The 23,376-nt window shown below is 45.2% G+C and carries 14 protein-coding genes; 11 read left to right on the top strand and 3 right to left on the bottom strand.

The features are described 5' to 3' along the window. Nucleotides 1-86: 86 nt before the first annotated feature. Together V1L65_RS13645 and V1L65_RS13640 are read left to right on the top strand one after the other, a co-directional pair. Complete coding sequence (locus V1L65_RS13645) at nucleotides 87-1,730, top strand: extracellular solute-binding protein (RefSeq protein WP_331699718.1); 1,644 nt, start codon at nucleotides 87-89, stop codon at nucleotides 1,728-1,730. 157 nt (nucleotides 1,731-1,887) lie between these two features. Next, the gene (locus tag V1L65_RS13640; RefSeq protein WP_331699717.1) at nucleotides 1,888-7,071 is read left to right on the top strand and encodes a chitinase N-terminal domain-containing protein; all 5,184 of its coding nucleotides are present in this window, start codon (nucleotides 1,888-1,890) and stop codon (nucleotides 7,069-7,071) included. Between the two features lie 817 nt (nucleotides 7,072-7,888). Here the strand turns inward: V1L65_RS13640 and V1L65_RS13635 are convergent. Further along, nucleotides 7,889-11,191 (bottom strand): DEAD/DEAH box helicase, encoded by a 3,303-nt coding sequence (locus V1L65_RS13635; RefSeq protein WP_331699716.1) that lies wholly within the window; start codon nucleotides 11,189-11,191, stop codon nucleotides 7,889-7,891. Nucleotides 11,192-11,260: 69 nt separating this feature from the next. On the opposite strand from V1L65_RS13635, the gene V1L65_RS13630 reads away from it, so the two are divergent. The 5 genes from V1L65_RS13630 to nfsA all read left to right on the top strand — a co-directional run bounded on the left by V1L65_RS13630 (nucleotide 11,261) and on the right by nfsA (nucleotide 15,605). Continuing rightward, on the top strand, nucleotides 11,261-12,019 hold the full coding sequence (locus tag V1L65_RS13630) for a DUF4184 family protein (RefSeq protein WP_331699715.1): 759 nt from the start codon (nucleotides 11,261-11,263) through the stop codon (nucleotides 12,017-12,019). Nucleotides 12,020-12,089: 70 nt separating this feature from the next. Further along, nucleotides 12,090-12,527, top strand: coding sequence for an Rrf2 family transcriptional regulator (locus V1L65_RS13625; protein WP_331699714.1), 438 nt, complete (start codon nucleotides 12,090-12,092; stop codon nucleotides 12,525-12,527). Between the two features lies 1 nt (nucleotide 12,528). Further along, on the top strand, nucleotides 12,529-13,527 hold the full coding sequence (locus V1L65_RS13620) for an LLM class flavin-dependent oxidoreductase (protein WP_331699713.1): 999 nt from the start codon (nucleotides 12,529-12,531) through the stop codon (nucleotides 13,525-13,527). Between the two features lie 103 nt (nucleotides 13,528-13,630). After that, nucleotides 13,631-14,836 carry an MFS transporter gene (locus V1L65_RS13615; RefSeq protein WP_331699712.1) on the top strand — a complete coding sequence of 402 codons (1,206 nt, stop codon included), beginning with the start codon at nucleotides 13,631-13,633 and terminating at the stop codon, nucleotides 14,834-14,836. A gap of 25 nt (nucleotides 14,837-14,861) precedes the next feature. Next, nucleotides 14,862-15,605, top strand: coding sequence for an oxygen-insensitive NADPH nitroreductase (gene nfsA / locus V1L65_RS13610; RefSeq protein WP_331699711.1), 744 nt, complete (start codon nucleotides 14,862-14,864; stop codon nucleotides 15,603-15,605). 34 nt (nucleotides 15,606-15,639) lie between these two features. Here the strand turns inward: nfsA and V1L65_RS13605 are convergent, their stop codons facing one another. Beyond that, nucleotides 15,640-15,960, bottom strand: coding sequence for a thioredoxin family protein (locus V1L65_RS13605; RefSeq protein WP_331699710.1), 321 nt, complete (start codon nucleotides 15,958-15,960; stop codon nucleotides 15,640-15,642). Between the two features lie 365 nt (nucleotides 15,961-16,325). Here V1L65_RS13605 and V1L65_RS13600 point away from each other — a divergent pair, with 365 nt between their 5' ends. Continuing rightward, on the top strand, nucleotides 16,326-17,141 hold the full coding sequence (locus V1L65_RS13600) for a TerC family protein (protein ID WP_331699709.1): 816 nt from the start codon (nucleotides 16,326-16,328) through the stop codon (nucleotides 17,139-17,141). Nucleotides 17,142-17,144: 3 nt separating this feature from the next. Here V1L65_RS13600 and V1L65_RS13595 read toward each other — a convergent pair whose 3' ends face one another. Then, nucleotides 17,145-17,270: a hypothetical protein gene (locus tag V1L65_RS13595; RefSeq protein WP_331699708.1), complete on the bottom strand. Its 126-nt coding sequence runs from the start codon at nucleotides 17,268-17,270 to the stop codon at nucleotides 17,145-17,147. 833 nt (nucleotides 17,271-18,103) lie between these two features. Between V1L65_RS13595 and V1L65_RS13590 the strand changes: the two genes are divergently transcribed. From V1L65_RS13590 to V1L65_RS13580, 3 genes are all read left to right on the top strand, one after another. After that, the gene (locus V1L65_RS13590) at nucleotides 18,104-19,720 is read left to right on the top strand and encodes an S-layer homology domain-containing protein (RefSeq protein WP_331699707.1); all 1,617 of its coding nucleotides are present in this window, start codon (nucleotides 18,104-18,106) and stop codon (nucleotides 19,718-19,720) included. A gap of 217 nt (nucleotides 19,721-19,937) precedes the next feature. After that, nucleotides 19,938-21,776 (top strand): sensor histidine kinase, encoded by a 1,839-nt coding sequence (locus V1L65_RS13585; protein ID WP_331699706.1) that lies wholly within the window; start codon nucleotides 19,938-19,940, stop codon nucleotides 21,774-21,776. Next, nucleotides 21,773-23,374 (top strand): response regulator, encoded by a 1,602-nt coding sequence (locus V1L65_RS13580; protein ID WP_331699705.1) that lies wholly within the window; start codon nucleotides 21,773-21,775, stop codon nucleotides 23,372-23,374. The genes V1L65_RS13585 and V1L65_RS13580 overlap by 4 nt, the downstream gene beginning before the upstream one ends. Nucleotides 23,375-23,376: the final 2 nt, after the last annotated feature.

Raw genomic sequence — 23,376 nt, 5'->3', positions numbered from 1 at the left:
AAGGAGGTGAGGCCTAAACGAGACAAGCAATGCAGCAAGTGCGATAATATGAGATAGGTGTTCATCGACAAGAGGGAGGCAAAACAATGAGAAACAAATGGAAAACGATGTTATTGGCTGGCATGACGCTTGCCATGTTGCTAAGCGCTTGTTCAAGCACGGGAAAACCGGAAGATAAGGGTACAGAAGGCGGGACACCTAGCGCCAGCGCTCCTGCTAGCACGGCGCCAAGTCAAGAACAAAACAAGGAAGAAAAGAAAGAGCATTTAACATTGGAATGGTTTACGTTTGTAAACCAAGCGACCAGTAACTTGCCTAACGCAAGTGATGATTTTGTCAAGCAAGCCATTGAGGAACGATTCAATGTGACACTAAATATGAACTACATGCCTGTAGGAGAAGATTATAAGAAAAAACTAAATCTGCTGCTGGCGAGTAAAGATGTGCCGGACATGTTCACTACTGACGGACGTACATCACAAGAGTATATTTTGCAAGGCTTGACTGCAGATATGACACCGTTTGTTTCTCCCGAAACGATGCCGAATTACTTCAAGTGGGTTACTTTAGAAGAATTGGAACGTTATGCGATTGAAGATGTATTCGCCAGAGCACCGCTGCCATTCGCGAGAAGCATCTACCGTTCCTACTATATTCGTAAAGACTGGCTGGATAACTTAAATCTCGAAATACCAACCTCCTATGATGAATTAACCAATGTATTGAAAGCCTTTACATTCAATGACCCTGATGGCAACAAGAAGAACGATACTTACGGCTTTTCCGTATCCGCCGGAGGCAATGGCATGCCGTGGGATTTCCCGCAGTGGTATAATAATGGATTATTCCAGGCTACGGTGGTAGGTGAACAAGATCATATGTATCATGATAATGGTTCTGACCCATTGGCAGGAAAAGTAGTCGATGAAGTATTGGAGTGGTTGGACGCTGGCATTGTTGATCCTGACTGGTTCCTGAACAAAGGCATGGCTCATATCGACAAAGCTGCACAAGGGAAAATAGGCGTTGTAGTCGGAGTAGACAGAAATTTCGCTTTCGATTCCAATCCCACAGGTCTGCAAGCAAAAACAAAGTCGATCATTCCTGGGGCAGAATGGGTGCCGTTCAACCCTATTCCTGAAAAACCGCAATGGAGAGAAGGAGTAGCAGCATCCGCGTTTCTATTCGCCAAAACTGCAGCGGACACATCACCGGAGAAAGTAAAGCGCAGTATTGAAATATTGGATTGGCTGGCAAGCGAAGAAGGTTTTTTGATGACGCATTATGGTCTGGAAGGAAAACATTACACGCGTGATGGAAACAAGATTACATTGAATGAGGACGCTTATCAAAAAGATATTGTCGATAAAGGAAATTTCCTTGACGTATATCAATTCTTTACTCCGGACGAAGCGAATGTGTTAGGCTTGGAAATAATCGAGCCAAGCATGAGCGATCGTGATCGGGAAATTGTTGCAACGATCTCCACTTACCTTCATGACACTTACTATAAGGGAGTAAACACAAGCCCACCAGCAGGCTTTAATCTGGCGGACTTCCGTACGAAGATGTACGAGTACCACCAGAAGATGCTGTTTGATGATAAATCAGGAAGTAACTGGCCGCAATATCGGGAAGATCTGATGACAAGATATGGCGGGCGCGAGTTATTCCAAGCCTATGTCGAGCAAATTCGCAAAGCAGGATATGAACTAAAAGATTTTGAATAACGGCTAGTCTTACAGTATCTAATTAACACCTCCCGTATGCCAGAGTATGCGGGAGTTCTAAATTACATTTATTTGAAAGCGCTTCCTTAGATTAGGAGTTTAAAATGTATAGATTTGATCATGTTATTATATTTAAATTAAAGGAGTGTAAATATTGATGAAAGCTAGTAAAAGTGTTCTTATAATTTTGTCATTTATTTTGATACTCCCATTTATTGGACAAAACTTCACTCCACCGTCAGTTGCTGCTGCTGGGAATAATTTGCTTGATAATGGAGACTTCGAAATAGTTGAGTCCAATAAACCAGCTGGCTGGAAACTTTCGTTACCAAGTATGGGGACTGAAACTTATGAGGCATCCAATGACCACGTGTATAGAGGTTCTTATAGCGTTCGTATCGATGACCAATCAGATGTTCAAACAGTGGGATTGCGAAGTGACAAAGTTTCCGTTGTTCCCGGACAAGATTATACGGCATCGGTCATGGTGTACATTATAAACGGTGAATCGTCACTATATCTGGAGTTTTGGAATGCCTCCGGTTCCAGAATTAGTACAAAATCTGTAGGAAATAATTCGAATAAAAATTGGGTGGAAATGAATGTGAGTTCTGAAGCGCCTGCTAATGCTACGCATGCGACCATTTTGTTATATTCAAATAGCACTAATGTTGGAATCGCTTACTTTGACGATGCTTACTTTGGTATTGCAGTCATGCCTTTGGCATTGTTGGAGGCAAGGATCAGCACCGGGAGAACCGATTACTACATTGGTCAAAAACTGGAACCCGCCATCGAAGCTGTAATGAATGATGGCTCAACTCTTCCATTGGAAAATGCCTCCGTAACCGTTACGAGTTCAGATGATGCTGTAATTGCTGTGTCAACATTACCGAACCAACGCTGGTCACTGGAAGCATTGACAGAAGGTGAAGCACGCATTACTGTCAAGATCACATACGGTGAGCGGGAGGGGCTCGCCTTCGTTGATTTGAATATATTAGATAGCGCGAATATACAGAGCAGCAAGCAACGTTCGACCATCTATACAGACGAAAAGATAGCGAATGCCCGCCATAATATTGAACTATACGATTGGGCGAGATATGAGCGCGACAATGCGGTCACTCTCGCTGACAGCTATGAAGTATTGGGCCTCGATTTCTGGTGGAGTTTGATTACTCCGCAGTCCATTCCACGGGGTTACGCGGTCAATCAGGTAAAAGGAAGTCCGGTAACTGGCACTGCGATTAATCAATTCGGGAATTATCCTTATCGGTTGGATCCTATTAATCACCCATGGAAAATCCAGGATCCTACAAATGACATGTGGTATCCATGTAATGATTTTGGCGCGTATTATGAAAGTGGTTTAGTGGATGGCGTATTCGTGAAATCAACTGCGAATGCATCACTGCTGACGAATACTTCTTGTCCCGGCAAACCGGCGGACTGGGGGATCGATGATGGTTCGGGATGGGTGGACGCTAGTGGAAATCGTTTTACTTTCATAGCGTATTATAATCATTGGGCGATCTGGTATGGTGCTAATGCACTGCTTCCCAAGGCGCTTCAAAGTCTTCGCGATGCGTATTTGTTTACAGGCGATGAAAAGTATGCTGCTACTGGAATTGTAATTCTGGATCGCATTGCTGATCTTTATCCGGATATGGATTTGCGCATTTATAAGCCGGCGCAAGGTTATTTGAATTCTGACGGCGGCACTGGCGGCAGAGGAAAAGTCGTCGGTTCAATTTGGGAAAGTTTGATGGTTCAGGATTGGATTCGGGCATACGATGCTTTTTTCCCGGCAATGGATCATCCAGGCGCTCTAGCCTTTTTGCAGAACAAGGCCAATAGCACAAGCAGCTTGACACCAAAAAATTCCGCTGCAGCTATTCGCAAAAACATTGAAGACGGAATCTTGAAGCAAATTTATCCGGCGATTCAGAATGACCTGATCCGCGGTAATGAAGGTATGCATCAATTAACATTGGCACTTGCAGCTGTTGTTTATGATACCTTCCCTGAAACCAAGGAGTGGCTGGACTTTAATTTCCAGGCAGGCTCCTATGTATCCAGCGAACATAAAATCACTGGCGGAAACATCTTGCCGTTATTAGTCAGCAAGGTGGATCGGGATGGTCATGGAGATGAAACAGCCCCGCTCTATAATAGGCTTTGGTTCGATCAATTCAAACAAGTAGCTGATGTACTGCAAGGATATGATAAATATCCGGCTGCCGATTTGTACCAATATCCTAAATTCAAGAAGATGTTCGATGCCTACTACCCTTTAACTTTATCAGACCAATTTACAGCTCATATCGGTGACTCTGGCGGCACAGGGAATGGCGGCATTATTACGAAAGCTATTGATTTTGTAGATGCTTTCAAAATATATGGTGACCCAATCTATGCACAATTGGCCTACCAATTGAATGGAAGAACGATTGGTGGCATCAGAGGCGATATTTTTGATGCTGATCCAAGTCAACTTACAAACGACATTGCCGATGTGATCGCACAATATGGTACATTCAAGCCGCAAAGCAATCATTTGACGGGCTATGGTTTCAGTGTGCTGAGAGCCGGACAAAACTATACGATGGCTGCGATCAATCCAATTTTCTTTAACGACATGAGAATTATCGAATTATCGGAAGGAACCTCCACGAAATATTTCCCTGCTTCCAGTACGCTGCAATTCGAAGCGATCAACGCTCAGTCTGCGATCTCCTTCGAATTTAATGTTGAAAAGCACGGCGTATTTGATTTGGATCTGCGGCCATTCACCGCGGCCAGTTATGGCGATTATGATATCTATTATGACGATGTGAAGATAGCGACGCATTCTTTTACTGGAACGCTGGCCGCCAACTCACCATCGGTCACACTTGCAAAAGATTTGAACATCACCCCTGGCAAGCATAAACTTACTTTCCGCTCAGCAGGCTCAGGCAATGGAAGCTCCTATAAGTTTGGAGCAATTAGTATTAGTCTGATTGATGAAAGCAGCCGTCAACAGATGGAACTGGCAAATACATTCGGAAATGAAATTCGGGAATTGTTCATGTATTATGGGCGGTCCGGATCATCACATGCACATGCCGATTCTTTGAATCTAGGTGTTCTCGCCTATGGCTATGATTTAGCGCCCGATCTTGGTTATCCAGAGCGCACCGGAGCTTGGCCAAGCCGCATAGAATGGAGCAGTCATACGGTCAGCCACAATACAGTACTAGTAGACCGCTCGCGGCAGAAAGCACTTTGGGGAGCTACACCACTACATTTTGAAGGAAATGGTCCGATACAATTAATCGATGTGGACGCATCAGACGCTTATGACCAAACATCGCAATATCGTCGAACTGCAGCTATGATTCATGTAGATGACAGCCGATCTTATATGGTCGATCTTTTCCGAATTGCAGGCGGTGATGAACATCACTACAGCTTTCATGGCGGAGAAGGCACGGTTGCCACAGATGGCTTGCAACTGATCAGTCAGCCTACAGGAACGCTTGCAGGTCCCGATGTAGAGTACGGCGTTCGTCCCGCAAATGATAGTGTTCCAGGCACCGGGTATATGGGCAGTGGATTTCACTATTTGAAAGATGTCGAGAAAGATGAATCTGTGACGCAACCATTCAGTGTCGACTGGACAATGAAGAATAATGGAATCAACAACAACAAAGAAGTTCACATGAAACTAACCATGCTGAACGATGTAAGCAGTGTAGCACTGGCAACAGGTATTCCACCAGTCACTGGTCAAAATCCAGGAGAGTTGTTCTACATGATGGCAGAGCGCAAAGGTTCCGATATTCATTCTGTTTTCGCTTCGGTTATTCAGCCGTATGTTGGCACACCATTTATAGATGAGATCGAGAAAGTATCCGTAACCTACAATGGTCAAATCGTTTCTGATGAGGAAGCTGTCGCTATTAAAGTAGTGATCGGGGAGCGAACGGATTGGATCATCCAAGCGATGGACCGCAACAAATTGTACGTAGTAGATGATCGTATTGCATTCCAGGGCTATTTTGGAACCTATATAGAGCAAAGTGGAAAAGAAGCACAAGCTTATCTGAACGATGGTGTAACGCTCGGTTACACAGATAATCCGTTAATCGCGAAAGTGACGGATCGTGTAGAAGGAACGATTGTTGATTTCACCAGAATTTTAACAGACGACAATCAAATTACGATTCAAACAACCGCTCAAAGCACATCTGAACACATGCTAGAACAATGGATTGGTCGCTATATTCATGTGGCGAATCAGTCCGGGAGAAATGCTGTTTATGAAATTAAGAGCGTCGATTCTATCGGTACAGGGCAATATATTTTACATTTGGGCAACAGTACACTTATCCACCGCTACGTCGACGATCACGACTTCAGTAAAGGGTTTGTATACGATATCGCACCGGGGGATGTGTTCTATATACCGTTATCATATATCCGGGAAGGCGGCAGTGAGTCCACGCAGGCATCGCTGACAGTTAATGGCTCTGTGTCACAGGCTAGCGCCGGCACAGCTGGTCGACTAAGCGTAACGGTTGTTGATCCTATTAGTGGATCGGCAGATGTTACAGCTCTGGCATCATACACAAGCTCGGACAACTCCGTAGCCGAAGTGCTTGCCGGCGGTGTGATCTTGTACAAAGCGGCAGGCACGACGATTATTGGCGCAACCTATGGCGAACTTGCGGCAGAACCGTTGGAGATTCAAGTTGTTGGTACGGCGGCGAGTACCGCCGCGCCGGGCAAACCAATCTTGTCTCACAACAACGGTCATGATACTGGCTTGCGCGATGGCGACTATACTGTAGCGATGAATATGTGGTGGGGGAATAATGGTTCCGTTTATCGTCTGTATGAGAATGATGTACTGATTGAGACGAATGTGATAATCGACCATTCGCCGACAACGCAAACAACAGCAACAGCCATTAGCGGTCGTGCAAACGGCGTTTATACGTATCGTGCAGAGTTAATTAATGGTTACGGTGTTACAACAAGTAATCCGCTTATTGTCACCGTGACTGACGCAACTCCGGGTACGCCAGTCCTATTTCATGATAACTGGGACGGTGATGGCAGCTTCGCTGTAACGATGAATATGTGGTGGGGAACGAACGGAACCGCGTATCGTCTATATGAGAACGGTGTGCTCATAGACGAACAGCCGTTAACCGCAGCAACACCAGGAGCTCAGACTGCACGGATACAGATCAGCGGTAAGCCGGTCGGCACATACGTGTATCGCGTCGAGCTTCTCAATGAGGCAGGCGTCACTTCCAGCGCTGTATTAAGCGTAACAGTTGTCCCGTAACGACTATATCAATAGGGACAGTCCCTCCCTCGTGGATATACTATGTTTTTTAAGAGGAACGCCATCAGGCGTTTTTCTTTTTGCTCAAATATCATATAACGATTATATTGAGACTGTCGATTAATTGTGGATAGTTGCAACAAGCAATAGAAAGGGGGGCCACTGCGATCAAGATTGGGATTCCGACCGCTGTTGTAGTCTAATTTTTATGAATAAATAACCCCTGTAAAGGAAAAAATTAGCCTACAAAGGCGGACGCTAGCGCTTCTCCATTCCCATTCTTGCTCTCCGTTTCCCCTTTCTCATTGCTTATCAATAGTTGCCCACAATTAATCGACAGTCTCATATTGACATTTCATTCGGAGGTTCGCACTGTCATTCATTCTATAGTAAGAGTGGAGTATGGTAAATCGGCAAGGCTGCGGCAACTGCTCCAACAAGTACGTCAGATATCGGATGGATGCAGCCCGTTTTTCTTGGCTATCTCATTTCGATCTTCTTGTTGCTGCATAGCTAACTACGCATACTTTTAAACTAAGTGCATTTCATATAGTTAGTTTTAAGAAATTTAGCTAATTTTCGATTCTAAGGGGAAAAACTACAGTTAGTTTTGAGCATTTTGCAAAATACAGCGGTTTTTGATCAAACTAGATGCAGGAAATGTATTTAGATTCCTTTTTTCAGCGAAAAAGGAGAAACTAGATGCACAAAATACATTTAGTGCTCGCATTTGGTAGTTTCTTCAACGTCTATTTGTGACTCACCGCGCGATTTGATTCCGACCCGCGCCTTCAAACGCGAAATCAAGAGCTTGCCATTATTCAATGGCAAGCAATTCCCTAATGTCCTGCTCGGTCAAAGTGGCGGCGGCGTGCTGATCAGGCTGTATAATGGCATCGATCAGATTTTTTTTGCGCTGCTGAAGCTGGAGCATTTTTTCTTCGATTGTTCCTTGCGCAATAAGTCTAATTACTTGAACAACCTTTTTCTGCCCAATCCGGTGCGCACGATCAGCAGCCTGATCCTCGACAGCAGGGTTCCACCATAGATCATACAGAACAACGGTATCAGCGCCGGTCAGGTTCAGTCCCGTACCGCCAGCCTTTAAGGAGATAAGGAAGATATCCTTCTCGCCCTGGTTGAAGGCTTCGCATAGCGCAAGCCTATCGCGTGCAGGTGTAGCGCCATCGAGATAAAAGTAAGGTACACCCATATAGCCAAGCTCGCGGGCAATGATGCTGAGCATTTCTGTAAACTGGGAAAAAATAAGCATTCGCTTGCCTGAGCTGCGGCATTCTTCAATAATTTGAAACAGCTGCAGCAGCTTGCTCGATCCGCCAGTGTAGCCGTCAACGAATAGAGCAGGGTGGCAGCAGAGCTGCCTTAGCCGAGTCAGGCCGGCTAAAATTTTTATGCGCTCTTTGCCAAAGGTATCCTGGTCCAGATGCTTTAATGTATCCTGGCGAAGCTTTGCTAAATAAGCAAGGTACAATTTTTTCTGATCTGCCAGCAGCTCGCTTGCTTGGGTTGTTTCAATTTTGGGCGGCAGCTCGCGCGCGACATCGCTCTTCAATCTTCGCAATAGGAAAGGTGCCGAACGCTTCGCGATTAATTCGTGAGGCATGTAACGGAATATGTCCCTATCATCGAAAAGCTCTGGAAATACTGCATGAAAGATAGAACGCAAATCTTCGATCCGATTTTCAATCGGCGTTCCTGTCAAAGCGAATTTATGCTTGGCTGCTAGAGCTTTAACAGCAAGGGCGGTTTGCGTAGTTTCATTTTTGAAAAATTGCGCTTCGTCTAACAGCAAGGTATGAAAATGATGCTTTTTGTAATGCTCGATATCCTGCCGCAGCATAGGGTAAGATGTAATTAGAACATCCATCTTCTGTTTATTGGCAATCATTTGCTTACGCTTTGCATAGGTGCCGTCAACTACAGTGGCTTTTATCTCGGGTGCAAATTTGGCCAGCTCATTTAACCAGTTGTAGGTCAGCGATGCAGGGGCGACGATCAAAGCAGGCTGCTTTCCGCGAATCTCATCAAGCATGGACAGCAGGAAGGCAATGCTTTGCAGCGTTTTTCCTAATCCCATATCATCGGCGAGTATTCCACCACAGCCGTAATAAGCTAGCGTGCGCATCCATTGATAGCCAAATTTCTGATAGCCTCTCAAAATCGGGTCTAGCGAAGGCGGAATAGGAAAGTTTAATTGATCCGGATGCTTAATATTATCCAGCCGCTCGCGCAAGGCGCGGCTCAGCTTGAAGGATGAACCGATATCGTCCGGAAATTGCAATAGCGACAAGGCACGCACCGCAGGAGCATGTCCAGCCGCGCCATCCCATGCGATATGGTGCAAGCCAATTTCATTCATGAGCTTGATTAGCCGCTCAAACCCGCTTCCGCGCATTGGAATTAAGGAGCCATTGCTTAATTTAAAGTAGCGCCGCTGTACTTCAATTGCTTTAACCAGCTCGCGAATTTCCTGCTCGGAAATGCCGTCAAGCTGCAGCTTGAATTCCAGCCAGTCTGTCCGCTCATTAAAGCTCAAATGGACGATAGGGTGAAGCTGCTCGGCGAACAATCTTTCCTTAACAGCCGTTGTGGCGTAAATGTCTGCCAAATGCTCAAGCTCTGGGACAAGCTCGTAGAGCATCATGAATTGGGCTTCTTCATCCTCAATTATAAATCCGCCCTCTGTGCGGAAAATGTGATCATGCTCAAGCAGACCTATTATTTGTGCTTCTTTCTCGTTATCATAAATAAGAATCCGCTCAGCTCCGCGAGCGCTCGTTCTATCTGCCAGCGGATTAATAATAATATCCCCATATTGAAACTCTACTCCTACGAGCAGCCGATCCTTGACTCGATCCAAGTAAATGCGCGCTTTAAGCGGATATTGCACGACCTTATCAGCTATACTGTCGGCCAGCTGTACCTCGCCCAGCTTTTTTAGCGATGGGATAACTTGGTCAATATAAGTTTCCATATGATGGCCTGGTATAAAAATAGCGGTGCTATTTGTACGCTTCGTTACTTGCTGCAGCTGAGCAAGCAGGCTGCATTCCTGCTCTCCAACATCAATTAAGCTTCCGTCTGAAAAGGCGAGCCTGTAATCTGGCATTAAAGTAAGATCATTTAGACCATCTGCTATAAGCTCGTAACCATTTTTCTGATTGCTGTGCTCTTGAAAATGGAAATGTACAGGCAGCGGCTGTTGAAAATGAAGCAGCCGGTTGAATACGGTTTGCATGCTGCCTCTCGTTTCATCGATCACTCTGACATGCTCGATCTCCTCCAGCTTAGGCATAAGCTGCTCCCATGCCAGCGGAGGGATAAACAGCATCCGCTCACTGCTTTTTCTTGGACGCGTAAGAGGCTCCTCGTAAAGCTGCTCCTGCTGGGCAAGCTGAATAAGCTGTTCAATGATTTCAAAGTCTTGGGCGGAGAAGCGATGCTGCTTGGGCAAGTAAGTAAACTGGCTGGTAAAGACGAAGGAGGCTTTGCGAGCAATGCGGAGCAGCAGCAGCTTTAATTGCTGCGCGACATACAATCTCGCTGTTCCTATGCGGAGCTCCAGCACAATAATGGTCCGCCCCGACTCATTGCTCGTCAGCTTAACGATATATTCAACAGACAGCTCCGTTCTTGCGTCATGAATAAAGGCATTGCTGGCAGGAGGAAGCTTCTGCTGATGAAATAAGGCAAGCAGCTGTTCAGATGCTTCAATGGCTGAAGCGCTATTGTAAGTATCACGCAATGCCGTATTCTCAACTTGAGCTGCAGGCGTTAATGGCAGTGCCTCCAATCTGTCATCGTTATGATCGCCAAAAATCATTTGCCGCAAAGACAGAATTCCAGCAACAATATGCTCACAATAGGAGTCTTTATGAATAGTGCAAAAGCAGGAAGCTTCAATTCGATCCTGCGAATCTATATCAATGACAACAAATTCTTTGCGCTTGCTGTGAATGGTCGCTTCGTAATGCGATTGCTCTGTGTTAAATATTAACCATTCGACGCGATCAGCCTTCACATAAGACAAGCCTTGCTCGTAAATGGCTTGTCCGCTAAGCTTGTCAATTGACTGCAAGGTGAGAACATTATTTTTCATGTACATCCCTCTTTAACATTTAGGAGTGATAGTAATAGTATACTATACATTTGAAGGGAGCTTACTGCAATGCCGTTCACTTTCTCGCATCCTATATTTGCTGCGCCGCTAAAGCTGGCCAAGCCTCGCTATTTGAGCATAACGGGCTTAATTCTGGGCAGCATGTCGCCTGACTTTGAGTATTTTATTGTGCTGGAGCCATATCAGAGCATCGGTCACACTTGGCAGGGCTTGCTGCTGCAAGCATTTCCGCTATGCCTATTATTTGCTCTTTTGTTTCATAAAATAGTGAAGGGGACTGCTGCTTTGCATTTGCCCGATTGGGGCGGCATCAATAGCAAGCTCTATCGTATCGCATTGAATAATAGCTGGAATTTACGCTCGCTTGCAAAGCTTTTTATTTTTTTCGCTTCAGTGAGCATCGGTTTTTTAACTCATATGATAGTTGATGCTTTTACACACAAGCATGGTTTTTTCGTAACGCAGATCCCATTTTTAGAGCAAATATATGGAGGCATTCCTGTATACAAGTGGCTGCAGCGCAGTTTATCCTTGTTAGGCTTGGCAGCAGAGGCGGTCATATTGCTGGCTTTATTCACTAAACAGCCGGACAGGCTGAACGGGCAGGAACGGCAAGCTGTGCAGGCTGTAACCACAAAGGAGAAACGGGTGTATTGGCTGCTCGTTTTTACCGCTATGCTCGCCGTAACGGGAATGAAGCTGCTGCTGACAAGCAGCGCAAATATAATTGGAATATTAGTTGTAGCACCAATAAGCGGGTTTATGCTAGGTGTGCTGGCAGCATCAATTATGTATAAATTTCGCTAAGAAGAACATTGACATTTATAACTGTATGAAATAAAATCACAGTATCCTTGCGTGGGAAGAGGGGGATAATTTGAATAGCGAATTTACTGTAGCTGTGCACAGCTTGGCATTGCTCGCTTATTTGCCGGAACGAATGGCCAGCAGCGATTATATCGCTCGCAATGTAGCAACTAATCCGACCAGAATTCGCAAAGTTATGGGCTCGCTTCGAGAGAAGGGCTTCGTTAAGACGAAGGAAGGGATCGGCGGAGGTTATATGCTTAACTGCGATCCGGATATTTTAACGCTGGCTGATATTTACAGAACGATGTCTGAAGGTACCTTGAAGCCGCATTGGTGCTCAGGAAACCCGGAAGAGGAATGTGTTATTTCCGCGAATATGCAGCATGTCATGGACCAGTTCTTTACGGAGGCTGAACAGCATTATGTAGCTTATTTGGAAAAAAGTACGCTAAGCACAGTGATCAATCGATTGAAGCTGTGCCAACAGCAGCATGAAGGTGAATAAAATGTCGAACAATATGAAAGTGCCATTATCAATATTGGACGTGTCTCCTATAGTAGAAGGAGGCTCCGTTAAGCAATCGCTGCAAAATACGCTTGATCTGGCGCAGCATGCAGAAGGCTGGGGCTATAATCGCTTCTGGCTGGCTGAGCATCATAATGCGCCTAATATTGCGAGCTCCGCTACGTCAGTTGTAATCGCCCATGTGGCAAGCGGAACGAATACGATCCGTGTAGGAGCAGGTGGCATCATGCTGCCAAACCATGCGCCGCTAGTTATTGCCGAGCAGTTTGGCACGCTGGATGCGCTCTATCCAGGCCGGATCGATCTGGGGCTTGGACGCGCGCCGGGCACGGATCATTTGACCGCAGCCGCGCTTAGAGGCAGCCGCGGCTCGAATGGTCATGATTTTCCAGAGCAGCTGGAGAAATTAAGGGCTTATTTTGATCCGAGCCGCAATGAATATGTACCTGCAGTAAGAGCGATTCCTGGCGAAGGGGCGGAAGTGCCGATCTGGCTGCTTGGATCGAGCGATTTTAGCGCGATGCTGTCCGCTCAGCTTGGTATGCCATTTGCTTTTGCAGGACATTTCTCGCCTAACTTTACAGTGCCTGCGATGAACTTGTACCGCAGCAATTTCAAGGCCGGCGTGCTGGATAAGCCCTACGGTATGGTAGCAGTAAATGTGATTGCTGCCGAAACAGACGAGGAGGCGCAATATCTTGCAACCTCCATGCAGCAATTGTTTTTGGGCTTTATACGTAACAACAGAGCGCCTGTGCCTCCTCCAGTGCGCAATATGGATGAAGTCTGGAGCGAGCATGAGAAGATTGCGCTTGAGCATCAGCTAGGCTCTTCTATTATTGGAAGCAAGGAAACGGTAAGGGAGAAGCTGGCACAGTTTATAGAAGCGACCAAAGCGGATGAGATTATGGTGTCCAGTTATATTTATAATCATCAAGCCAGATTGCGTTCCTACGAAATAATTTCTCAGCTGATGTAAGTAAGCAAGTAAGTAGGTAAGTAATTAACCGGTATAAAATACAAAGCTGCCCCAACTATATAGAGATAGAGAAAATTTGACAATAGAATAGGATGGAGAAACGATGACACTGTCAAAAAGCAATAACAGCAGAATGCTGCTGTTAATGGTCAACATGTTCATTGCCATGCTTGGCATTGGACTAATTATTCCAGTAATTCCGGAGTTTTTGCGCGAGTTCAATGCTGGCGGCAAAACAGCCGGCTACCTTATAGCCGCATTTGGAATTACTCAGTTTATTTGTTCTCCAATTGCTGGAGAGCTGTCCGATAAATACGGACGCAAGCTGATGATTGTAACAGGGCTTGTATTGTTTACAATCTCAAATTTGGTATTTGCTATGGCAGATCATGTTTCATGGCTGTATGTATCACGCTTAATAGGCGGGGTGGGCGCTGCCGCTATGGTGCCGGCTATGCTGGCTTATGTGGCTGACATTACGACAGAAGAACAGCGAGGCAGAGGTCTTGGATTGCTAGGCGCAGCAATGTCGCTAGGTTTCGTGGTCGGTCCTGGCGTGGGCGGCTTTCTTGCAGAGCTTGGCGTTCGTGCGCCATTCTACGTTTCGGCAGGAGCAGGCGCTGTTGCGATGCTCGGCTCGCTTCTTCTGGTGCCGGAATCCCTTTCCATGGAAGCGCGGACTGCTGCAAGAGCGATGAAAGAAAAAAGAGAAAATATTTTGAAGCAATTCGCAAGATCTACAAAGTCCTCTTACTTTATTTTACTCGTGCTTGTATTTACACTTACGTTCGGATTAATTAACTTTGAAGCGATATTTCCGCTATTTGTAGATGCCAAGTTCGGTTATACGACGAGACAAATCTCGATCATTATTACAGTAGGCGCTCTGGCGGGCGTTATTATTCAATCGATATATATCGGCAAGCTAATTAACCGTTTTGGTGAAAAGGCGCTTATTAACTGGACGTTTCTACTTTCAGCAGTATCGCTTGTGCTTATGCTGATAACAGGCAACTTCTACTTTATACTGATCATTACAACGATATTTTTCACGCTTACCTCGATTATGCGCCCGGCAATCAATACGCTGCTGTCCAAATCAGCTGGCGAGGAGCAGGGCTTTGTAGCAGGCATGAATAATGCTTACATGAGCCTTGGCAATATTCTTGGACCGGCAGTTGCAGGCACGATCTATGATGTAGATATTAACGCTCCATATTTGCTTGGGGCAGCTGTTCTTGTGTTGAGTTTGTTCCTATCGATGTCCCGGATTAAGGTGAAAAAACAATCGGCTACTGTAGCATCGTAGTCTACGCAGCAAGGAAGGTGCAGGGATGAATCAGATCATCGAGCAGTTAATGAAGCATCGTTCGATTCGAAAATTTACGGCTGAGCCTGTATCTGAACAAATGGTGGAAAGCATTATTAGCGCAGGGCAAATGGCATCCACTTCGAGCAATGTTCAGGCATACAGCATAATTTCAATTAGCGATGCGCAAAAAAGAGCGAAGCTTATGGAGCTGGCAGGCAATCAGGCTTATATAGCGGAAAGTCCGGTGTTTCTAGTATGGTGCGCAGATTTGTATCGTTTATCCGAAGCGGCTGCGCTTCATAGCCGAAAAGCGGATCAATACGCCGATTCTGTTGAAAATTTAATTGTAGCAACAGTTGATACGGCGCTGGCAGCTCAAAATGCTGCCGTTGCTGCGGAGTCGCTCGGGCTTGGCGTCGTTTTTATTGGCGGCATTCGCAATCATATTGATGCTGTAGCCAAGGAGCTGCAGCTGCCTGAGCTGGTTTATCCTTTGTTCGGCATGTGCATCGGCTATCCTGATCAGGAGCCGATGTTAAGGCCGCGTCTGCCGCTGAGCAGTGTTCTGCAGCATAACAGCTATGACAAGCAGCAGGCCACAAGCGGTATTGCACCTTATGATCAAGCTTCTTCAGCTTATTTATTAGCACGCAGCAATGGGAAAACGAGTGTTCCGTGGTCTGTGCAAATGAGCAAGCGCCTGAACGAGCCTGTCCGGCTTCATATGAAGAGCTTCTTGCAGGAGCGGGGCTTTATGAATCGTTAAAGTGATCGTGTGCTATCCCTGCAGCACTCTGTCATTATTCCAAAGTTTGCTGCAGCTGCTTGTACAAGTAATCTACCGATTGCACTGCGTAAATCGTTTTTACCTGCTTGCCCGCTTTGAACAGCAGCAAGCAAGGCACACTCGTCACTTTGAACTGCTCGCGCAGGAGCGGAGTATAGTTTATATTGGTTTTATAAATGGGCTGGGGAACACCGGCTGCCTGAACGATGCTCAGCATGCGTTCCGCAACACCGCAGGTTCCGCAAAAGGGCGTATAAAACAGCAGTGCGAAGCTGCTGTCAGCTTGCTCGATAAGCGATATAATGGCTGCTTGCTGCAGTTCTTCGATAGACATAAAAAAACACTCCTAAAAAAGAATGAAAACTAATATATATAAAATATGTGGTTGATATTGAAATAATCGGGTTAATAAAGACTATAAACTTTTTTTAAAAAAAGTGAAACTATTGTGAGGCACCCGCGTATAAGCATGTTGTAGACACAATATCAATTTCATATTATCACACACTCCAAAGGGGAGTAGCTGCTACGATAAAGTCGTCATGACGAGAATTTTCTCCGGCTTTATTGGCAACGCTTGACGTTGTTTGCGAGACCTTTGCCTATTTAGGCAAAGGTCTTTTCTGTTTTCCGGAACTGGGATATTAGAAATGGTAATGTGTGATAACTAGAAATCATCATTTATTAGGAGGAACAAACATGGATTTAGGGCTATGGCTCGAGTATGGCTGGGTTTTGCTCGTACTCATCGTATTGGAGGGCTTGCTGGCAGCGGACAACGCATTAGTGCTTGCTATTATGGTTAAGCATTTGCCGGAAAAAGAAAGGAAAAAGGCTTTATTTTATGGCCTGGCGGGAGCATTTGTATTTCGATTCGGATCGTTGTTTGCTATTTCGTACTTAGTTGATGTATGGCAGGTTCAAGCGATAGGTGCGCTGTACTTATTGTTCATGGCCTTCAATCATATATTTAGAAAAGTGGTATTCAAGAAAAAAGAATCCGGCGCTAAAGATAAGCCGGGTGAGAAAAAAGGCAGCGGCTTCTGGATGACAGTTATTAAAGTAGAAGTAGCCGATATTGCTTTTGCGGTCGATTCAATCCTGGCTGCAGTTGCGCTTGCCGTTGTATTGCCTGCTGCTCCGCTGCCTAATATTGGCGGCATGAATGGCGGACATTTCCTTGTTATTTTCTTGGGCGGCTTTATCGGGCTATTGATTATGCGATTTGCTGCCAATGTGTTCGTCAACCTGCTTGAACGCAGACCGGGGCTTGAAATTGCTGCCTTTGCAATCGTTGGCTGGGTAGGCGTGAAGCTAGCTGTATATACGTTGTCGCATCCTGCGCTAGGTGTAATCCCCGCGGAATTTGCACATTCTACAGCTTGGAAAGCATCCTTCTATATCGTTCTGGTGTTGATCGGCGCATGCGGCTGGTTCTTATCCAGTGATAAGGAGAAGGCTGCGGCAGTTACTACTGCTTCATCATCTTCATCTACTACATCTTCCTCCAAGTAGCAATTAGAATGATTTAATAGCTGCTTCCATAATAAGCTGATCAGCTGCCATCGGGGCTTGTCCTCTAGATGCGTACTGGTCAGCTTTTTTTTCATGAACATACTCTCCTTGATAGATGCTAGCCTTCAACAGCAATTATAAACTTTACGCGATCAGGTTCTGTTGCAACAATTTCGTGTATTTGTTGTATATTTAATTTATTGTATATTTAAATTGAAGTTTACGAAGAATCACTTGAAGATAGCTTAGTCTCTGGGTGAAAAAAGTAATCTAAATGCATTTTATCAAGCTGTTGAAAAAGTATTTTTCTAACGAAGCTGGCGAGATTGTCCATTCATTGTGAATGATGCCCAAACTTGCTCTCCGTTCCCTTCTTTTGCTTACCAAATGTTGCCCAAAATGAATGTACATGGTCACACGTTCCGTTATTTGCCTAAAAACCGCCATTTTTTTAATTACGCGGACACACATTCCTCTATTCGGCTCTAAATAGGACTTTTTCTTCGATTTATTTACCAATAGCGGAACGTCTGTCACTTTAACTCCTCAAAACGGTGATTTTGGGCCAAATAGCGGAACGACTGACCATCTAGCGAGGTTGTCGATTCATTGAAATAGCGCTTTTCAGAAGACTGTCGATTCATTCTGTGCAACTATTGATAAGCAATGAGAAAGGGGAAACGGAGAGCAAGATTGGGAATGGAGAAGCGGTAGCGTCCGCCTTTGTAGGCCAATTTTATCCTTTACAGGGGTTATTTCATCAAAAAAATTGGACTACAACAGCGGTCGGAATCCCAATTTTGATCGCAGTGGCACCCCTAGATGCTGCCTGTAACTTTTGTTATCAAAGCAAGAAAACTATAGTAGGCGATAGACTTGCTTGCTGCCAATATTTTTACGATGATGTTTGGATGAATTTTTGATATGATTCGTAGGTTGGCGGCAAGGAGGATCTGGTTTTTATGAAAGGCAATTTTAATCGTTTAATAGTAAAAACGGCACTTATTTTGTGTGCTGCAAATATATTTTATCCGATTGCGGCTGCTGTCGCTGAAAAGGCGCTGCCTTTTGACGATATTAGTACGAGCTATGCGAAGAATGAAATTATAGATTTATATAATAAAAAAATATTGGCGGGCACATCGCCCTCCAGCTTTTCGCCGGCCAGATCGATAACAAGAGCTGAATTTATCGCAGTGCTGAATCGCTTGCTAAAGCTTGAGCCAGTGGAAACTCCAATTAATGCTTATGCTGATGTCAAGCAGAGTGCTTGGTATTACGGTTGGGTACAAGCGGCTGTTCAGCTTGAACTGGCAGCCGGAAAATCCGCTGCAGCTTTTGCGCCGGAGAAGCCGGTTACGCGCCAAGAGGCTGCTGTATGGATAGCAAGAGCGCTTAAGCAGGCGGGAAACACCCCCATTGGGTCAACTGTTTTTGGCGATGGCAGCCTAATTGCTGACTGGGCCAGCGCAGCTGCTGCTTCAGTCTATAAGCTGGGATTAATGAAAGGCGATAATAAAGGCAATTTCAGACCGGCTGAACCTATAACGAGGGAAGAAACAGCAGTACTTATTGATCGTGTGCTGCAGAAAGACAAATGGGTGAAGGAGCTGGACAAAAAGCCGGATAAAAAAATTACGATAGGCTGGCAATACGGACAAACGACCGGGCAATATATTGAGAACCTTTCTATGTCTAATGTAAACACACTAACCCCCCGCTGGTATTTCATAGAAAAGACAGGCGCTGTGCTTGATCAAACAGATCCTGAGCTTATCGCATGGGCAAAAAAAAGCGATAAACAGATTTGGGCAATGGTTGGCAACCGGTCGGATCAGGCTCTAACGCATCAAATATTGACGAATTCAGCAGCAAGCAATCATTTAATTGATCAATTAGCGGAGCTGGTGAGCCGATATGGACTGGACGGCTTGAATATCGATTTTGAAAATGTAGCGCCGAAGGATGGTCCGGCATTAACGGCATTTGTTACGCAATTAGCGGAAAGGCTGGATGCGCTCAAGGCGGTCCTGTCTGTTGATGTGTCGCCTGATTTGGGGACCGACTGGACGGAAGCATTCGATTATGCCGCACTTGGCAAGCAGGCGGATTATATCGTCATGATGGGATACGATGAGCATTATGGCGGAAGTCCCAAAGCAGGTCCGAATGCGTCGCTTCCTTACGTCAAGCATGCCATTGAAAAGCTTCTCAAGACAGTATCTAACGCTAAGGTCATACTTGCCCTGCCTTTTTATAATCGTGATTGGACGTTAAAACCAGACGGCGCTGCGTTGTCTTCTGCTTATTTGACGATTGCTGAGCAAAATGCGCTGGTCAGGGCCTACTCGCTTAAGCCTGTATGGGATGCGGAGTTAGCGCAATACGTTGTCAGTTATACGAAATTTGCAGCCGGGCACCGGATTTGGCTGGAGGAAGGCCGCTCGCTGGCCGCTAAATATAAGCTGGTGGAGGATAAAAGCCTTGCAGGCACAGCTTACTGGTACATAGGCGGAGAAAGTGAAGAAATATGGGCCGGTTTGAGGAATGCTGAGAAATTTTATCGTTATAATTTTTAATTATAAAGACTGCTGAAATAGCCGGCAGTCTTTTTTTGTGCAACAAAACGATTCAATTATAGTTTTTTTCAGGAAATTCATTAAAATATAGGTACAGGTAGAGGTTTTCACCTTAATATATAGTGACAGGTGGAAGTTTTCTCCTTTGTACCTGCATGAAATATGACGAGTGACAATATTAATTTGGCGGCATCTTCTTATGCTGCAAGGAGGCGTTATGAAACGATTCTTTTTATGGCTGCATCAAAAATATGCGCGTAAGATTCAGCTCCGGTTGACGATTTACTTTTTGCTGATACTGCTGCCCTTAGTTATTGTCAGCTTGTATGTCAACTTTAGATCACAGAGCATATTGCTGGAGCGCACCATCGAAACAACGAAGGCTGCCCTTGCTTCGTCGATGGATTATATTGACGTCACTTTGCAAAATGTGGAGGAAATATCGACACTGACGACTACTGACAATGAAATTCTGAAAAAGATTAATCAAGTTAGTCCAGATTTGGATGCGCTTTCGTACATTATGTTTTCCGATGTGATGAAGGAATTGGCGGGGATTACTTCCATTAACCATATGGTTTCTCAGGTTTCCCTGTTCCATTCTGGTTCGCATATGCTGCTTACAACGAATCATGGCGGCAAAAAGCTCGAAAACAAGCAAGTGCTCGATAATTTGCGAAACTTAGCTTCTAATTATGGGACGGGCATTATGTACATTATGCCGGATTATCAGCTCTCTGAGGAGACTACCTTTGGTGCTGTGATGAACACAGACAGCATTTCGCTTATTCGAGTGATGGATCTGAACAATCCCAGCAGAGAGCCCAATTTACTTATTATGTCATTGAACAAGAAGAAGCTGCTCGATCTTATCGGCTCGCTTCTGCCTTCTCCAAATGCACAAATCAATTTGTATACGAACAAGCAAGAGCTTGTCGTCGGAACTGGCATATACGGCTCGAAAATCGTTCATATGGAAGAGTCTATACCCGGAGTATTTACCGTAAAAGCTGACTCACGCCACTATAAATGGACACTGAAGCTGTATCAGAGCGAGAAAGAGCTGTTCCGCGAAATTAACGAAACGAGATTATTCACCTATATCATTATCGGGGTCAGTGTCATTCTTGCGCTTTTAATTTCATGGGCGGTTTATTCGGGCATCGCTTATCCGATTCAAAGATTATGGAAAGGAATGAACTCTTTTGGGAGCGGTAACTTAAATGTTCGCCTTGAAAATAAGCGGATTGATGAGATAGGCTACTTGACGCGCACATTCAATAAAATGGTCGAGGATCAAAAAAATTTGATCGAAAATCATTATGAACAGCAGCTGCGGCTAGCCAATGCCGAGCTGAAATTTTTACAGTCGCAAATTAATCCGCATTTTTTGTACAATACGCTCGATTCGATTTATTGGACAGCCAAAAACTATGAAGCGGCTGAAATTAGTGAAATGGTGCTTAACCTGTCGCGGTTTTTCAGACTTAGTTTAAGCAAAGGCCGCGAAACTTTTTCGGTGGAGGAAACGATTGAGCATCTTCATTTCTACATACGGGTGCAGCAGCTGCGGTTCCTCGAGTCCTTCTCGGTAAGCTACGAGCTCCAGGAGGAAAGCAAATCTGTCCATATTTTGAAGCTGCTTCTGCAGCCATTGGTGGAGAATGCGATATTGTATGGGCTGGAAAGTAAAACAGACGGCCACTTGTGGATATCCAGCAGGCTGGAAGATGCATTTCTAGTACTTACTGTTGAGGATAACGGAATTGGCATTGAAAAAGAAAGGATGGATTATATTCGCGAGCAGCTTGACCGGCTGTCCGACTTTTCTGTCGGCCCATTCTCCTTTTTGGAAGACAATGCGCAAGACGTTTATGGGCTGCGCAACGTTTTTTCGCGCATCAAATTGTTTTATGGCAATAAGGCAGAGCTTAGCATAGACAGCACGGAAGGAAGCGGAACGACGATCGAGCTTAAGCTGCCGCTGGAGCATTGCCAGGAATCCTTTAATTTGCAACCGCTTAAAAATAAGCAGCATGGGGTGAAGGAAGCATGAACTTAATGATTGTTGAGGATGAAATTCGCTTAAGAACAAGCTTGGCCAATAATATCGCTTGGGAGGAGCATGGCATTGAAGTTATAGGCCTGGCTGGGCGAGGGTATGAGGCTTTGGAAATGTACCGCCTTAAGAAGCCTGATATTGTATTGCTGGACATCCATATTCCAGAGATGGACGGGATCACGCTCTCGCGTGAAATACTGGCGATAGATGCAATGGTTAAAATTATTATTTTAAGCGGGCATGATAATTTCTCGTTTGCGCAATCTGCGCTTGAAATTGGCGTTATGAAATATTTGCTAAAGCCTGCCGGTGATACGGAAATTTTGGAATCGGTGCTGGATGCAGCCGGGCAGCTGCGCAGACAGATGGATCAGCTGCATAATCAGGCGGCGCTGCAGCAAAAGTGGAGACAGCAGCTGCCGCATTTGCAAAACAATTTTTTCCGCAATTGGACAAGCGGCAAATATACGGAGTGGGAAATTAAAAAGTACAGCAGCGAGCTGCATATTCGGTTGTCTGCAGATGATCAATATGCGGCCGTTGTGCTGGATATGGATCCGCTGCCGGATGATGAAATGCGTTTTGGCTGCGATGACGGGCCGCTGCTTCAATTTACACTGCACAGTATCGTCGAGGAAATTTTGGAGCAAGAAAATAATGTTTGGGTATTTACGGCGCCAGAGGGCTTTACTGTACTTATTTTCAGCAGCCCGCAGTCTGAAGATGCTCAATATATGATGCTCCATGTGAATGTAACGGTTGCCAAGCTGCTGTCGAAAGTAAAAGAATGCTTGAAACTAACCGCGAGCGCAGGAATTTGCGGCGATACTTGCCGGTTGACCCAGCTTCATCTTACTTATGCCCAAGCGATACGTGCTTTGCAAAGCAGAGTCATATACGGCCATAATATTGCGATCCCTTATCGGGAGCAGAAGAGAAGCATGGCCGAGCTGTCTATTTTGCCGAATCTGGAGAAAAGATTTGAGATTGCGGTTGAAACGGGCGATGAGCCGCAGGCAGGGGAGCTCTTATTGCAATTATGGGAGCATGGGCTGGATAAGGCGGAAACGATTGATGATGTGCAGGAGCAGGTGCTTTATTTCAGCAGCATGCTGACTAAAGTAATTTTGCAGCAGGGGTGGCGGCTCAAGGAGGTGCTTGGAGCAGATTTTGATTATTTGTACAATCATCATCAGCTTGCGACCAAAGAGCAAATATATTCCTGGCTGCAGAGAGCGGTCAAGCAGATTATGGCGCATGTGCAGTATCAGCGCCAAGCAGTCAGCAATCAAATCGTGAAGCAAATTTTACAAATGATCGAGAAGGAGCTGGATACAGAATTAACGCTGCATACAGTAGCAGACCGGCTTTTTGTAAATTCTTCTTATTTAAGCCGCTTGTTCAAGCAAGAAACGGGAAAAACGTTTTCTGCTTATGTGCTGGAGCATAAAATGGAGCGCGCCAAGCAGCTGCTGCAGCAGGGAGCTAAAGTATATGATGCGGCCTATGGAGTCGGTTATCGGGACGTCAGCTATTTTACAAAAGTATTCCGCAAATATTGGGGTGTGACACCGGGCGAAGTTAAACAATGACA

This window comes from Paenibacillus sp. IITD108 (genome assembly GCF_036541265.1).
GTDB lineage: Bacteria > Bacillota > Bacilli > Paenibacillales > Paenibacillaceae > Pristimantibacillus.
Note: the sequence above shows the minus strand (reverse complement) of the source record. Positions and strands in the feature narration are given on the sequence as shown.

Coding starts and splice junctions, on each gene's coding strand:
- V1L65_RS13630 (WP_331699715.1), top strand. CDS start 11,261: ATGCCGTTCACTTTCTCGCATCCTATATTTGCTGCGCCGCTAAAGCTG.
- V1L65_RS13600 (WP_331699709.1), top strand. CDS start 16,326: ATGGATTTAGGGCTATGGCTCGAGTATGGCTGGGTTTTGCTCGTACTC.
- V1L65_RS13620 (WP_331699713.1), top strand. CDS start 12,529: ATGTCGAACAATATGAAAGTGCCATTATCAATATTGGACGTGTCTCCT.
- V1L65_RS13640 (WP_331699717.1), top strand. CDS start 1,888: ATGAAAGCTAGTAAAAGTGTTCTTATAATTTTGTCATTTATTTTGATA.
- V1L65_RS13605 (WP_331699710.1), bottom strand. CDS start 15,960: ATGTCTATCGAAGAACTGCAGCAAGCAGCCATTATATCGCTTATCGAG.
- V1L65_RS13585 (WP_331699706.1), top strand. CDS start 19,938: ATGAAACGATTCTTTTTATGGCTGCATCAAAAATATGCGCGTAAGATT.
- V1L65_RS13615 (WP_331699712.1), top strand. CDS start 13,631: ATGACACTGTCAAAAAGCAATAACAGCAGAATGCTGCTGTTAATGGTC.
- V1L65_RS13590 (WP_331699707.1), top strand. CDS start 18,104: ATGAAAGGCAATTTTAATCGTTTAATAGTAAAAACGGCACTTATTTTG.
- nfsA (WP_331699711.1), top strand. CDS start 14,862: ATGAATCAGATCATCGAGCAGTTAATGAAGCATCGTTCGATTCGAAAA.
- V1L65_RS13645 (WP_331699718.1), top strand. CDS start 87: ATGAGAAACAAATGGAAAACGATGTTATTGGCTGGCATGACGCTTGCC.
- V1L65_RS13580 (WP_331699705.1), top strand. CDS start 21,773: ATGAACTTAATGATTGTTGAGGATGAAATTCGCTTAAGAACAAGCTTG.
- V1L65_RS13635 (WP_331699716.1), bottom strand. CDS start 11,191: ATGAAAAATAATGTTCTCACCTTGCAGTCAATTGACAAGCTTAGCGGA.